At 68.6% G+C, this 14,924-nt stretch carries 7 protein-coding genes; 4 read left to right on the top strand and 3 right to left on the bottom strand.

Annotated elements, in window-relative coordinates:
- Positions 1–4 precede the first annotated feature (4 nt).
- Positions 5–1,228: a serine hydrolase domain-containing protein gene (locus N1027_RS12605; RefSeq protein WP_259508394.1), complete on the top strand. Its 1,224-nt coding sequence runs from the start codon at positions 5–7 to the stop codon at positions 1,226–1,228.
- Between the two features lie 220 nt (positions 1,229–1,448).
- Here N1027_RS12605 and gnd read toward each other — a convergent pair whose 3' ends face one another.
- A complete protein-coding gene (gene gnd / locus N1027_RS12610; protein ID WP_259508396.1) occupies positions 1,449–2,906 on the bottom strand; it encodes an NADP-dependent phosphogluconate dehydrogenase in 1,458 nt (485 codons plus the stop codon).
- A 54-nt stretch (positions 2,907–2,960) separates the two neighbouring features.
- Complete coding sequence (locus N1027_RS12615; protein ID WP_259508398.1) at positions 2,961–8,426, bottom strand: lamin tail domain-containing protein; 5,466 nt, start codon at positions 8,424–8,426, stop codon at positions 2,961–2,963.
- 312 nt (positions 8,427–8,738) lie between these two features.
- Here N1027_RS12615 and N1027_RS12620 point away from each other — a divergent pair, with 312 nt between their 5' ends.
- The gene (locus tag N1027_RS12620; RefSeq protein ID WP_259508400.1) at positions 8,739–9,362 is read left to right on the top strand and encodes a 50S ribosomal protein L25/general stress protein Ctc; all 624 of its coding nucleotides are present in this window, start codon (positions 8,739–8,741) and stop codon (positions 9,360–9,362) included.
- Positions 9,363–9,401: 39 nt separating this feature from the next.
- The gene (gene pth / locus N1027_RS12625) at positions 9,402–9,992 is read left to right on the top strand and encodes an aminoacyl-tRNA hydrolase (RefSeq protein WP_259508402.1); all 591 of its coding nucleotides are present in this window, start codon (positions 9,402–9,404) and stop codon (positions 9,990–9,992) included.
- A 79-nt stretch (positions 9,993–10,071) separates the two neighbouring features.
- Here pth and N1027_RS12630 read toward each other — a convergent pair whose 3' ends face one another.
- Positions 10,072–10,758: a DUF6264 family protein gene (locus N1027_RS12630; RefSeq protein ID WP_259508404.1), complete on the bottom strand. Its 687-nt coding sequence runs from the start codon at positions 10,756–10,758 to the stop codon at positions 10,072–10,074.
- A gap of 424 nt (positions 10,759–11,182) precedes the next feature.
- Here N1027_RS12630 and mfd point away from each other — a divergent pair, with 424 nt between their 5' ends.
- The gene (gene mfd, locus N1027_RS12635; RefSeq protein ID WP_259508406.1) at positions 11,183–14,821 is read left to right on the top strand and encodes a transcription-repair coupling factor; all 3,639 of its coding nucleotides are present in this window, start codon (positions 11,183–11,185) and stop codon (positions 14,819–14,821) included.
- Positions 14,822–14,924 lie beyond the last annotated feature (103 nt).

The raw sequence follows: 14,924 nt of genomic DNA on the forward strand, positions 1-14,924 counted from the left end.
CAGCATGAGAGCCTTCGACGAGGTCCGGCAGTCGCTCGAGCAGTGCGTGGCCGACGGATACGCACCCGGCATCGTGGCAGGCATCCGCCACCGAGGTGAGACGGAGTACTTCGCGACCGGGCGGTACTCGTTCGATCCCGGCTCGCCGCCGATGACCACCGGCACACCGTTCCGCGTCGCGTCGCTCGGCAAGCTCGTCGCCGGCGCCCTGTCGACCATGCTGCTCGGCGAAGGGGTGTTCGCGCTCGATGATCCGATCGATCGATGGTTGCCCGAGGTCGCCGAGCCACGTGTGCTGGTGAGCCCTGACGCGACGCTCGACGAGACCGTCCCGGCCCACAGACCCATCACTGTCAGCGACCTGCTCACCATGACGGCAGGGTTCGCCTTCCCGTTCCCCGAGACGCCTCTCACCCGTGCGATGGCCGACGCCGGGGTGGCCACCGGCCCGGTGCCGGCACAGCTCACGCCCGACGAGTTCGCCGCCCGTCTCGGCTCGCTGCCGTTGGCTCGCCAGCCCGGCGACCGTTTCGCCTACGACACGGCGGCCGACGTGCTCTCGATCCTGCTCGCCCGGGCATCCGGCGGCACGCTCGGCGATCTCGTGCGCACTCGCGTCGCCGATCCGCTCGGCCTGGCGAGCACGACGTTCTTCGTTCCCGGCCCACTCCCGACGCCCTACCGCGTGCGAGAAGGGGCGCCGGGTAACGGCGCCGAAGCCGCGACCATGCCGGCAGACCTCGTCGTCGCCGAGGGTCTGGTGACCGCGTTCTCGCATCCGCCCCTCATGGAGTCACTGCGTGGCGGACTCGTCTCGACCGTGCCCGAATTCCTGCGATTCCTCGTGGCGGTCGACGATGACGCCCTTCTCACCCGAGCTCAGCGCATCCGGATGACGAGCGACCAGCTCACCGACGGTCAGCGGATCGGACTCGCCGAGATGGGAGGGCCCGGATACGGTTGGGGCTGGCAGACCGGCGTCGACCTGCTTCCGCGGCCCGGCGAGAGCCTCGATGCCGACGCCTTCCGTGCGGTGGCCCTCGCCGAGGAGCCGTGGCGTTCACCCGGCCGTTGGGGCTGGGCCGGCGGCACCGGCACGAGCGCCTACGTCGATCCCGACCGCGACCTCGTGGCCGCCGTCTTCACCCAGCATCAACTGGGTGCCCCCACCGACGACTTCAGCTTCTTCTGGCGCCCCTTGATCGCCTCCGTAGGCTCCCGCCACTGACTCCCGCGCCGACACCGCACGAGGCCCCACGCGCTGGGCCCGAGTCGAGCCCCCGGGCAGCCCCCGCACGAGATCGCAGGCAACAGGCCCTACTCGACGACCCAGGGTGAGGGCGCGGCCTCGCCAGCGACCGCACCCGAACATGTCGCCCGCGACGGGCAGGGACCGGCGCGGACCGGGAAGGTCGCGCGAAGCACGGCCTTCCCGGCAGCTAGCACAGCTAGTGGGTAGACGGCTCCGTAGCGATCTCCGACCGGTCGCCCGACCAGAGGGTGTGGAACACGCCCTCTTCGTCGACGCGCTTGTAGGTGTGTGCTCCGAAGAAGTCGCGTTGTCCTTGCACGAGGGCGGCCGGGAGGCGCTTCGAGGCGAGGGAGTCGTAGTACGACAGAGCGGAGCCGAATCCAGGCACCGGCACGCCGGACAGCGCGGCGGTCGAGACCACACGCCGCCAGGCCTCTTCGCCCGAGGCCACAGCCGAGGCGAAGTACGGGTCTTCGAGCAGCGAGGTGATGTCGGGGTTGTTCTGGTAGGCCTCGACGATGCGGTTCAGGAACTGGGCGCGGATGATGCAGCCCGCGCGCCAGATCTTCGCCACGGCGCCCTTGTCGATGTCCCAGCCGTACTGCTTGGCGCCGGCGATGATCTCGTCGAAGCCCTGCGCATAAGCGACGACCTTCGATGCGTAGAGGGCGGCGCGGATGTCGTCGGCGAAGGTGTCGACATCGACCTCCACGACGGTGGGTCGCGAGGTGATCGTGGCCTGCACGGCCGAACGCTGCTCGGGGTGCGACGACACCGAGCGGGCGAACACCGCTTCGGCGATGCCGCCGACGGGGGTGCCGAGGTCGAGTGCGTTCTGCACCGTCCACGCGCCGGTGCCCTTGGCGCCGGCCTGGTCGAGCACGATGTCGACGAAGGGCTTGCCGGTCTTCGCGTCGACCTGCTTCAGCACCTCGGCGGTGATCTCGATCAGGTACGACTCGAGGTCGCCGGAGTTCCAGGCGGTGAACACCTCGGCCAGTTCGGCGGGGGAGCGCTTCGTGATGGTGCGGAGCAGGTCGTAGGCCTCGGCGATGAGCTGCATGTCGGCGTATTCGATGCCGTTGTGCACCATCTTCACGAAGTGGCCGGCGCCGTCGGTGCCGATGTGGGTGACGCACGGTTCGCCCTCGGCGACCGCGGCGATCGACGCGAGGATCGGGCCGAGCGTCTTGTAGGCCTCAGCGGTTCCGCCGGGCATGATCGAGGGGCCGTTGAGTGCGCCCTCCTCACCGCCCGAGATGCCGGTGCCGACGAAGTGGATGCCCTTCGCCGAGATGTCCTTCTCACGGCGGATCGTGTCGTGGAAGTTCGCATTGCCGCCGTCGACGATGATGTCGCCCGGCTCGAAGCGCTCCGCGAGCTCGGAGATCACCGCATCCGTGCCGGCGCCCGCCTGCACCATGATGATCGCGGTGCGGGGCTTGGCGAGCGACGCGACGAAGTCGTCGATCGACTCCGATGCCACGAAGCCGGCCTCCGGATGCTCCGCCATCAGCTTGCGGGTGCGCTCGGGCGAACGGTTGAAGATCGCAACGGTGTTGCCTTCACGGCTGGCGAGGTTGCGAGCCAGGTTCGACCCCATCACCGCCATTCCGACGACTCCGATATTGGCGGTTCCAGCAGTCGATGACATTGATGCTCCTCCGTGAGATTGATCGATTCCAGCGTAGTCGCTCAGCACAAGGCCCTACCCGGCGCGCCTCCTCCGGCGAACGACGACCGTGGCGGCGCCGAGGGCGAGGAGCAGCGCCGCGACGCCGGCCCAGACCGACGCGTCGAGCCCCGTCGAGGCGAGCGACCCGTCGTGGGGGCCTGCGCCGATCGGAGTTCCCGCGGGGCCGGCCGGGCCGGTGGGTGCCACGATCTGGATGCCGTCCCACCCGATGAGCGAGCCGTCGACCGCTTGCACGACGATCCGGTGGGTGCCGAGCGGCGCATCCGCCGGGATCGTGACGGTCGCGAACCCGGCCGTGCCCACCTCGACCGTGCCGAGCAGGCGCGGGTCGGAGTGCAACCAGACGTTCACCGGCTCGCCCGTGTGGCCGGCGACCTCGAACGAGATCGATGAGCCGGGGCTGACCGACGAAGGAACGTCGATTCCGCCGCGGGTCGCATCGGTCAGCTGATCGTCGGGCACGGGCTGCCCGACGGGTGCCCCGGGCTGACCGGGGTCGGTCGGATCGGTCGGGTCGGTCGGGTCCGTCGGATCCGTCGGGTCGGTCGGATCCGTCGGGTCGGTCGGCTTCACGTCCACCGTGAGCGTCCGCACCGCCGACAGGTCCACCGCGCCGTACGGGTCGGCCGACGCCACGTACCAGCCGTGGAGGCCGTTCGGAAGCCCCGACCATTTCGTGCTGAGCCGGGTTCCGCTCGCGACATCCGGGAACGAACCGATGGTGTTGGTCGTGAGGATGTCGGCTGTGAACGAGTCGGTGGCGAGCGTCTTCGTCTTCGGCGTGATCCCGAGGTCGGCGTAGGGGAGCGAGAACTCCTGCGCCCCCAGGTCGAGCGTCGGGTCGTCGGAGTCGAAGTCGTCGAGGTAGGGCGAGTAGGTGCGAACGGTCATCTTCTGCCCCTGGTTGTCGAAGTGCAGCAGGCGGATGTACGCCTGACCGCCTTCGGGCAGCCCCTGGAAGTCGAACAGCATCGCGTAGACGTTGCGGTCGGGGGTGCCGTCGCCGTTGTCGTCGTACTGGTCCACCCGTGTGTACGCGTCGTGGTAGTGGCCGCAGAAGACCATCTTGACGTTCGGGTTCGGCTTGATGACCTTATCCGTGATGCGCTGGGGGATCGGTCCCATGCCGCCGGTGGTGAGGATGTACTCGTGCATGTCGAGGATGACGGTGCGCTCGGGGTACTTCTTGATCACCTCGTTCATCCAGGCGAGCTCAGCGTCTCCCGGGTCCCAGCCCATGTAGAGCACCATGAAGTCGATGCCGCCGGCCGAGATGAGGTCGTAGTGGCCCCGGTTGTCCTGGTAGCTCTCGCCGTACCACGGGTTGCCCTCGTAACGCTTCTCGCCGAAGTACTGGCTGAACTGCTCGTAGTCGTCTTCTTTGTGGCCGACGTCGTGGTTGCCGGCGACGATGCCGTAGGGCAGTTTCGCGTCGTCGAGCATCCGGTAGGCGTTGTCGGCGTTGACCCACTGGTGCAGGTCGTCGGACTTGTCGACGACGTCGCCGGTGTGGAACACGTACTGCAGGTTGAGGTTCTGCCGCTGGTTGAGGAAGAAGTTGTGGATCTCCAGCTGGTGCTCGTAATGGTTGTCGTTGTAGTACTGGGTGTCGGTCTCCCAGCCGAAGGTGTAGTCGTAGTCGCTGCGCGGGGTCGCGCCCTCGGAATACGGTGTGACCTCGGTCGAGCGGTCGGAGAGGTTCGCACCGGCGAACCCTTCCGAGTGCTGCACGAGCACGGTGATCTTCCCGTCGGTGACGTGGTCGGCCGCGGGCACGAGTGCGTCGAGCGTGAAGTCGGTCGGGGCGCCGCCCGTCGTGACGTAACGGTCGACCTCCTCCCAACTCCCGGTCGAGGCGTTCAGCACGTACATCAGCACCTTGGCGTCGGCGTTCGCCGACCCGGCCCAGGCCAGACGAGCCTGGAAGTCGGTGCCAGCATCCGCCGGAACGGCGACCTCGAACATCTCGTAAGGGAACGCGGCGTCGGAGGATGCCGTGGCCGCGAGGCCGTCGGTGCCCGTCATCGCTGCGAGGTCGTCGCCCGTGAGCAGCTGCTTGGCGGTGCGGTCGGTGGTCTCCGCCTCGCCGGTCTCGCCTCGGTAGCTGGTGACGGATGCGTCGGCCGGGCCGAAGCGGTAGGCCTCGTCGAATTCCACGTCGAGCTGGTCGCCGCTCGGGTCGGTCGCGGTGGCGGTGAGGTCGACGTCGCCCGAGTCGAGGATGGCCCCGTCGGCGGGTGACTCGAGTTCGGTGCCGGGCTGCTCGTCGGGCGTGGTGAAGCCGATCGTCTTCGCGGAAGCGTTTCCGAGCTTGTCCCGCGCCGAGAGCACGAGCGAGTGGCTCCCCGAGTTGAGCGTCACCGACGAAGTGGCGTAGGGCAGGGCGACCTTCCAGCCGTCGAGGGTCGCGGTGAGCGTGTCGAGGCCGGAGCCGGCATCCGTCGCCGCGCCGTCGATCGTGAACGTGCCGCGGTACTCCGTGCCTTCGACCAGCGTCGACGTCACGTCGGGAGCCGCGTTGTCGACCGAAACGGTCTGCTCGGCGTGCTGGTCGCCGTTGTCGGCGGAGACGAGGTGCGAGCCGTCGGCCACCGCCGTGGTGTCCCATTCGGTCGAGGCCGCCACGAAGGAGGCGTCGGGAAGGGTGAAGTGCGCGTCGTAGAAGTCGAGCGAACCGCTCGAGTCGCCCATCTTCAGCACCTTCTCCGGGTCGTCGTAGCCGGCCGGGCGGATGACGCGACCATCCGGCATCACGAGGCGGAGGTTCTTGATCGTGAAGTTGTCGTTGTTCTCGTTAGGGTCGATGGTCGGAGCCGCCTTGGTGCCGGCGTAGACCGAGACGACGAGCTCCTGGCCCTGCGTGACGTACTTCAACGGCACCGGGGTCGAGATGGTGTCGTAGCCCACGGGGATGCCGTCGTCGAAGATGTGCAGCACATCCGAGCCGATCAGCACGCCGTTGCGGAAGAACACGTTCACGCCGCCGGCCTCGAACACGAAGTACGGCTCACTCTCGAGCGACCGCTTGGTCGGCATGACGGAGCCGTCGACGCTCAGCGTGAGGCCGTCGGCCGCGCCCTCGGTCGCGGCGGAGAGGGTGGTGGTGCCGTTCACGAACTGGCCGTCGGTGACGTTGAGGCGCACCGGGGAGTCGTCGACGCCGTCCACCGCCAGGTGCTTCACCTCGGTCGTCGTCGTGTTCGTGCCGTCGCCCGCGACGAGGTAGTACTCGAGCCAGCGGGTGCCCATCAGGTCGACCGACGGCACCCGGTAGTCGTAGACATCCGGGTCGTCGGCGTCGTCGGCGGTGAGGTTGATCTCCCGGTACGCGTCTTCGACGTTGTTGCGGAGGTGCAGGGTCAGCGACCGCACCTGCACGTCGTCGGTCACCGTCAGGTCGAGCGGGAAGTCGACCGCCGGGTCGATCGAGCTCGCCGTGCCGTCGGTCACGACCGGGGCGACGCTGTCGTCGGGAACGATCATGAGGCCCGACGGCACCTGCGGGGCGGTCACCGATCCCGGTGTGGCCGACGATTCGCCGAGCAGCTTCTGCCGGTGGAGGTCGGCCGCGTCGAAACCGAACTGGGTGCCCTGGTTGGGCACCACGTCGTCGGCTCCGGCCAGGTTGTAGTACGCCTTGTTCACGCTGAAGCCCGTGTTGGTCGCGATCTCGATGCCGCGCGGGCTTCCGTTGGCCATCCCGGCGGCGTCGATCGTCACGAGGTCGGTGCCCAGGGTGAGCGAGGTTCCGAACTGCCGGTTGAAGTCGGCGTCGGTGAGCGCGTCGTTCGGCCCGTTCTTGATCCAGAACACGAGCGTCTTGCCGGCCGGGATGACGACGCTGGCCGGCACGGAGGGCCAGAGCGCCGTCTGGCTGTTCGACAGGTCGTCGAGGGGGTAGAGGTAGGTGAGTTTGTAGTCGCCGAAGTCGATCGGCGACGAGGTCGCGTTGTAGACCTCGATGAACTCGTAGCCGTCGGCGGAGCCCACGTTCGTGGAGTCGGGCATCAGCTCGGTGATCTGGAGCGGAGCGGTCACGATGCTCGGGTCGGGCTGCGGCGTCTGGCCGGGGTCGCCGGGCCCGTCGGTCGGCGTGGGGGTCGGTGTGGAGGTAGGGGTCGGTGTCGGCGTCAGGGTCGGCTCGGGCGTGGGTGTCGGCTCGGGCGTTCCGGTCGGAGTCGGGGTCGGTGTGGGCTCGGTGCTGCCGCCGCCGATTGCCGCCGGGTCGACGAGACCCGGGGTCGGCACGGCGAGGGCTTCGAAGACATCGAGACCGCGAGCATCCGGGTCGACGGGAAGGGCGAAGTCCGCGCCCTTGTCGGTGCCGACCGACCCGGCCGGGTAGACCGACCAGCTGATCGACGCGTCGGCGCCGTCGACGATGCGGATGCCGCGGTCACCACCATTGGCCATGCCCGCCTGCCCGGTGACACGCACGATCGGGTAGCTGCCGGCGCCCGCCGGGAAGTGCGCCCGGAAGTCGGCCTCGGTGAACGCGGAGGTGTCGACCGTCGACGTGGAGTAGTCGAGCCAGAACACCACGGATGCGCCGCCGGGGATGACCGTTCCGGCCGGGAGGGTGAGCGGAACGTCCTTCGAACGGTCGTCGGAGTTCGTGTAGATGTAGGCGAAGCTGATGCCGTCGACATCGACGTTCACATCGCTCGTCGTGGTGTTCGCGACCTCGAAGAACTCGAAGTTGTCGTAGCCCACGTTGTCGGGCACGATCTCGGTCACGACCAGGGGGAGGTGCGCCGAGGGCTCGGGTGTGGGGGTGGGAGTGGGCTCCGTGCCTCCACCGACGGCAGCGGGGTCGACGACGCCGGGGGTCGGGGTGGCGAGGCTCGCGAAGACGTCCATCGCCGGCGACCCGGGTGCCGCCGGAATCGAGAACTGAGCACTCTTGTCGGCGCCCACGGAGCCTTCGGGATAGGTCGACCAGCTGATCGACGCGTTCGATGCATCCACGATCCGGATGCCGCGCGGCCCCGAGTTCGCCATGCCGCTCTGTCCGGTGACCCGAACGACGGGGTAGTCGGCCGCGGGGGTGTCGCCCGCGAAGTGGGCCCGGAACTCGTCGACGGTGAATTTCGAGGTGTCGACGGTCGTCGTGGCGTAGTCGAGCCAGAACACCGTCGATGCACCCGCGGCCACCACGGTGCCGGCCGGCACCGTCAGCGGCACGTCCTTGGTGCGGTCGTCGGAGTTGACGTAGATGTAGTCGAGCCCGATGCCGGATGCGGTCAGGTCGATGTCGGCATGCGTCGTGTTGTAGACCTCGAAGAACTCGAAGTTGTCGTAGCTCACGTTGTCGGGCGTGATCTCCGTCACGACGAGGGCGGGCGCCGGTGCCGGCACCGCTCGCACGACCGGCTCGGCCGCGGTGGCGGGCGAGACGGCGAGAAAACCGACGCCGAGCGTCGTCGCGGTGAGGAGAGCAACGGCGGATCCCGAGAATCGTCGAGAGCGGTGTGACATGGGTGTCGCCTTCGGATCAGTGGCACAAACCCTGTGACGGTAGGAGTCCGCGGCGACTCACCGGCATCCGTCAGCTGAATGCCAGGTTTCCTCCTGGTGTCTCACAACCGACTCGGGCGTGTCGGCTCCATTGGGTCGTCGACGCTGCGCCGTGTAGTCTGGGTCACTGAACTTCGGCGAGGGATGCACGCCCCTGAGTGCGCATCCGTAATCGACGCGGTGGATCTGGCCTAGCACGTCTTTCCTCTCGCTTCACGCGGTCGAGTTGAACAATTACGAGTGCGGGCTGATCGGCTCGCGAAGGAGCACACAATGGCAGACGACACCCGGGTTTCCGCAGAGACCCGCACCACCTTCGGCAAGGGCGCTGCGCGCCGCATCCGCGCCGCCGGCAAGATTCCGGCCGTCATCTACGGCCACGGCACCGAGCCCCAGCACGTGACCCTCCCGGGCCACCAGGTCGGCCTCATCCTGCGCAAGGCGAACGCGGTTCTCGAGCTCGACATCGAGGGCAAGGAGCAGCTCGCGCTGGTCAAGGATGTGCAGAAAGACCCCGTGCTGCAGATCATCGAGCACATCGACCTCATCGTCGTGCGCAAGGGCGAGAAGGTTCAGGTCGAGGTTCCGATTCACCTCGAGGGCGAGTCGTACTCGGGCACCATCGCCACGCAGGACGCATCGACCATCCTCGTCGAGGTCGAAGCCACGAACATCCCGGAGCGCATCGTCGTCTCCATCGAGGGCCTCGAAGAAGGCACCCTCATCCACGCCAAGGACGTCGAGCTGCCGAGCGGTTCGAGCCTCATCAGCGACGAAGACCTCGTCATCGTGGGCATCACTATCCCTGCCGCGGTCGAGAGCGAAGAGAACGCCGCAGGCGAGGGCGAGTCGGAGACGGCCGACGCCGCGTCCGACTCCGACGAGAGCGCCGAGTAGCCCTCACGCTCCGAAGCGCATTCGAGAACCACTGACGACGTGAGTACGGATCTCTGGCTCGTGGTCGGGCTCGGTAATCCCGGGCCCGGCTACGCAGCCAACCGTCACAACGTGGGGCAGATGGTGGTCGCCGAACTGGCGAATCGGATGCGCGCGACCTTCAAGTCGCACAAGGCCAACGCGGTCGTCGCCGAAGGGCGCGTGGTGCCGGGCGGTCCGCGCTTCGTGCTGGCGAAGGCCAACACCTACATGAACGTCTCCGGCGGCCCGGTCAACGCGCTGATGAAGTTCTACGACATCGCGCCCGACCACGTCATCGTGGTGCACGACGAGCTCGACATCCCCTTCGACACAGTGAAGCTGAAGGCCGGGGGCGGGCACGGGGGCCACAACGGACTGCGCGACATCATCGCCGCGTCGGGAAGCGCCGACTTCATCCGGGTGCGCGTCGGCATCGGCCGTCCGCCGGGCCGGCAGCAGGCGGCCGACTTCGTGCTGCAGAACTTTTCGTCGACCGAGCGCGAGACCCTGCCGAACCTCATCGTCGACGCCGCCGACGCGGTCGAACTGATCGCCTCGGAGGGTCTGACGGCGGCGCAGCTCAAGCTGCACACCGCGCCGCCGGCCTGACCGCCGGACTTCGCCAAACGAGGCGGCAACCTCGGCCCCCTGCGGGGTCGGTTGCCGCCTCGTTTGGCGAAGTCCGATGTCAGCGCTGCAGCAGCTCCGGCGTGGCGGCGAAGAGTGCCGCGTAGAACACGATCAGGCTGACGATCGGCGCGAGCACGCTGCAGACGATCGCGAGGATGCCGAACAGGCGACCGCGATTCGTGGCCGTGGCGACGATGCCCTGGATGAGCGCCCAGAGTCCGAAGATCGCGGCGAAGAGCAGGGTGGCGACCATGCCGAACACGGCCCCGGAGCCCGCGGCCAGTTCGTCGGCGGGGATCTGCGAGACATCGATGGTGCCATCGGCGTAGTACGCCATCAGCGGCGAGAAGCCCTGGGCGACGAACACGCTGGCGATGGGAGAACCGATCAGCAGCACGAGCCCGACCACGAAGGCGATGATTCCGACGGTCTTGGGTCGTGGGGCCGCCGACGCCAGTGCCTGGCCGGGGTATGCGTACGCCGACCCCGCCGACCCCGCCGATCCGAGGGGGCTCTGATAGCCGGTGTACTGCGGTGCAGGCGCCGGCGGTTGAGCGTACTGCGGTGCGGGGGCCGCGGGCGGCGGAGTGACCGCTGCCGGGGGAGCGGTCGGCGTCGCGGGGGTGGGCGCGTATTCTCCGAAACGCGGTCGTTCCCGCTGCGGCGGGGCGGCGGTTGCGGCGGATGCGTCTGGTGCGGCGGATGCGTCAGTCGGGGTGGAGTCGTCGGGTGGCGTCGTGGTCACGGTGTCCTCGGGTTCGTTCGTGCGGTTCGCCGCTGTTCGCGGCAGGCACCTATCGCCCAGACTCTACTCGTCGCACCCCACCACTGCGGCGCACGCGAGCCCGCCGGAACGCGTCGCCGTGTGCCCGATCGCGCCTCACCACCAGCGGCGCGCAGCGGGCTCGGCGGAACGCGGCGGCGTGACGTCGCGTTCTGCGGTGAGAGCGCCCGGTGCGTGGGCTCCCGAGTGCTTCACCGCAAGACGCGCCGCAGCGGCGGCGGCGCGTAATCAGCACAGCCGCGCCGCAGCAGCGGCGGCGCGTAGCGGGCCCAGCGGAACGCGGCGGCGTGACGTCGCGTTCCGCGGTGAGAGCGCCCAGTTCGTGGGCTCCCGGGTACTTCACCGCAAGCCGCGCCGCAGCAGCGGCGGCGCGTAGACTAGCTCGGTGCTTCACGGTTTGATCGATGCGCTTTCGCGCGCCTCCACGTTCGAACGAGCCTTGGCCGAGGCCGGGCGCAATGCCGATTTCTCGTTGCCCGAGGGGCTTCGCGCCCCGCTTCTGGCCGCGATGATGAGTCGCCGCATCGAGCGCGGATTGCCGGAGGCACTCATGGTCGTCACGGCCACGGGCCGCGAGTCGGAGAAGCTCCGCGAGTCGCTCGCGAGTTTTCTGCCCGAGGCGCAGATCATCGAGTTCCCGGCGTGGGAGACGCTGCCGCACGAGCGTCTCAGCCCGAGCGCCGAGATCGTCGGCAAGCGCATCGACGCGCTCCGGCGTCTGGTCGACTGGCAGCGGGCGACGGATGCCGCGGCGGCCGACCCCGGCACCACCGCAGCCCCGGCTCCCATCGTGGTCGTCGCATCCGTTCGCGCCGCGCTGCAGCCGATCGCGTCGAATCTCACCGAGCTCGACACCATCGAGCTGGTGCGTGGCGCACGCGGTTTCGACCTCTCGGCGCTCAGCCGGCAACTGGTCGAGCTCGCCTACTCCCGGGTCGACATGGTCACGCGGCGCGGCGAGTACGCGGTGCGCGGCGGCATCCTCGACGTCTTCCCGCCCATCGCCGAGCACCCGTTCCGGGTCGATTTCTTCGGCGACGAGGTGGAGGAGATCCGTGCTTTCTCGGTGGCCGATCAACGTTCGCTGCCGGACGAAGCCGACCGTGTCAGCCTTCCGCCCAGCCGCGAACTGCTGCTGAGCGACGCGGTGCGGCAGCGTGCTCGCGAGATGCAGCACGAGTTCCCGAGTCTCGCCGGCATGCTGGAGAAGATCTCGGCCGGCATCCCGGTCGAGGGCATGGAGTCGTTGGCGCCGGCGCTCCTCGACGAGCTCGTCACCGTCGCGCATTACCTGCCGGCCGGCGCGGCCATCGCCGTGGTGTCGCCCGAACGGGTCGCCACCCGGGCCGTGAATCTCTCCGAGACGAACCGCGAGTTCCTCGCCGCCGCCTGGACCGCCGCCACGGCCGGCGCGGAGGCGCCGATCGACCTGGAGTCGGGCGAGTTCATCACCCTCAACCAGCTGCGCGACGCCGCGGGCACCGAGCGTGCCTGGTGGACGCTCAGCGAATTCCAGCAGGGCCCGGCCGAAGACGACATCCTCCCCGAGCACCGCGAGATCGAGGAGCACCTCACCATCCGTGTCGCGGCCGACGCGGTGCCGAGTTTCTCCGGCAACGCCGACGGCGCCATCGACCACGTGGCGCGCCGCCTCGCCGACGACTGGACCGTCGTGGTCGTGGCCCAGGGGCAAGGCCTGGTCGAACGTGCAGCCGACGTGCTCTCCGAGCGCGAGGTGCCGGCCCGCATCGTCGACGACTTCCCGGCCGATGCCGAACCACGGATGGCGTACCTCATCCGCAGCTCGGTCGAGCACGGCTTCGAACTCCCCGAACTCAAGCTCGCCGTCATCGGCGAGACCGAGTTCTACGGCCGCACCGCCGGCTACGACACCCGTCAGGTGAAGAAGCTCGCAAGCCGCCGCAAGAATGTGGTCGACCCGCTGCAGCTCAAGACCGGCGACTTCGTGGTGCACCAGACCCACGGCATCGGCAAGTTCCTCGAGCTGACACAGCGCGAGGTGTCGTCGGGCGGCCGCAACGCGGTGAAGACCACCCGCGAATACCTGGTGATCGAATACGCGCCCTCCAAGCGTGGCTACCCCGGCGACAAGCTCTACGTGCCCACCGATCAGCTCGACCTCCTGAGCCGCTACGTGGGCGGCGAGGCGCCCGCGCTCAGCAAGATGGGCGGCAGCGACTGGTCGCAGGCGAAGGGCAAGGCGCGCAAGGCGGTACGCGACATCGCGGTGGAGCTGGTGAAGCTCTACTCGGCTCGCATGGCGTCGAAGGGCTACGCGTTCGGCCCCGACACACCCTGGCAGCACGAGCTGGAGGAGGCGTTCCCGTTCCAGGAGACGCCCGACCAGCTGACGGTGATCGACGAGGTGAAGGCCGACATGGAGCGGCCCATCCCGATGGACCGCCTGCTCTCGGGCGACGTCGGCTTCGGCAAGACCGAGATCGCGATCCGGGCGGCGTTCAAGGCGGTGCAGGAGGGCAAGCAGGTGGCGATGCTGGTGCCCACCACGCTGCTCGTGCGCCAGCACATGGAGACCTTCGCCGAGCGCTACGCCGGCTTCCCGGTGCACCTCCGGGCGCTCAGCCGGTTCCAGAGCGACAAGGAGACGAAGGAGACCATCGCGGGGCTCGCCGACGGCACGGTCGACGTCGTGATCGCGACCCATCGCATCCTGAGCGACAACATCGCCTTCAAAGACCTGGGCCTCTTGATCATCGACGAGGAGCAGCGCTTCGGCGTCGAGCACAAAGACCAGCTGAAGAAGCTCAAGACGAACGTCGACATCCTGGCGATGAGCGCGACGCCGATCCCGCGCACGCTGGAGATGGCGGTGACGGGCATCCGCGAGATGTCGACGCTGGCCACACCGCCGGAGGACCGGCATCCGATTCTCACCTTCGTGGGGCCGTACTCCGACAAGCAGGTGGGCGCGGCCATCCGACGCGAGCTGCTGCGTGAGGGCCAGGTGTTCTTCGTGCACAACCGGGTGTCGTCGATCAACCGGGTCGCGGCGCAGATCGCAGAGCTCGTGCCCGAAGCACGGGTCGCCGTGGCGCACGGTCAGATGAACGAGCACGTGCTGGAGCAGGTGATCGTCGACTTCTGGGAGCGCAAGTTCGACGTGCTGGTGTCGACCACGATCATCGAGACCGGTATCGACATCGCCAACGCGAACACGTTGATCGTCGACCGTGCCGACAAATACGGGCTGTCGCAGCTGCATCAGCTGCGCGGGCGGGTGGGCCGTGGACGCGAGCGGGCGTATGCCTACCTGCTGTTCGACGAGAACAAGCCGCTGTCGGAGACGGCGAACGACCGGCTCTCGACGCTGGCGGCCAACAACGAGCTCGGCTCGGGCATCCAGGTGGCGCTGAAAGACCTCGAGATCCGCGGCGCGGGAAACCTGCTCGGCGGCGAGCAGGCCGGGCACATCGCCGGGGTCGGGTTCGATCTGTATCTGCGCATGATCGGCGAAGCCGTGTCGGCGTTCCGTGGCGACGTCGCCGAGGGGCAGACCGAGCTGCGACTCGAGCTGCCCGTGGATGCGCACATCCCTGAGGATTACGTCGACAGCGAGCGGCTGCGCCTCGAGGCCTACCAGAAGCTGTCGACGGCGTCGGCACCCACCGCGTCCGACGACTCGATCGACCACGTGATCGAAGAGCTCACCGACCGCTACGGCGAACCGCCGGTTCAGGTCGCGAACCTCATCGCGGTGTCGCGACTGCGGCGCCACGCGCAGAAGGCGGGGCTCAGCGAGGTGGTGACGATGGGGTCGAACCTGCGGGTGGCGCCGGCCGACCTCGCCGATTCGATCCAGGTGCGGCTGCAGCGGATGTACCCCGGCGCGAAGTACTTCGCGCAGACCTCAGCGGTCTCGGTGCCGATGCCGGTCGTCGACGGCAAGCCCCTGGCCGACTCCGAGCTCATCGCCTGGGCGCAGGGCCTCCTCGACGCGATCTTCGCCCCCGCTGGGCATCCTGCCGCCACCCCCGCACCGTAGCCTCCACGCCACCTTCGACGGCGACTCCTGCCGCTATTTGACCGTCCGGTGCGTGGCCGCGCGCATGCTATAAACGATCGAGGCAACACGTGTCGACGACGCG

The organism is Herbiconiux aconitum (assembly GCF_024979235.1).
Classification (GTDB): domain Bacteria; phylum Actinomycetota; class Actinomycetes; order Actinomycetales; family Microbacteriaceae; genus Herbiconiux; species Herbiconiux aconitum.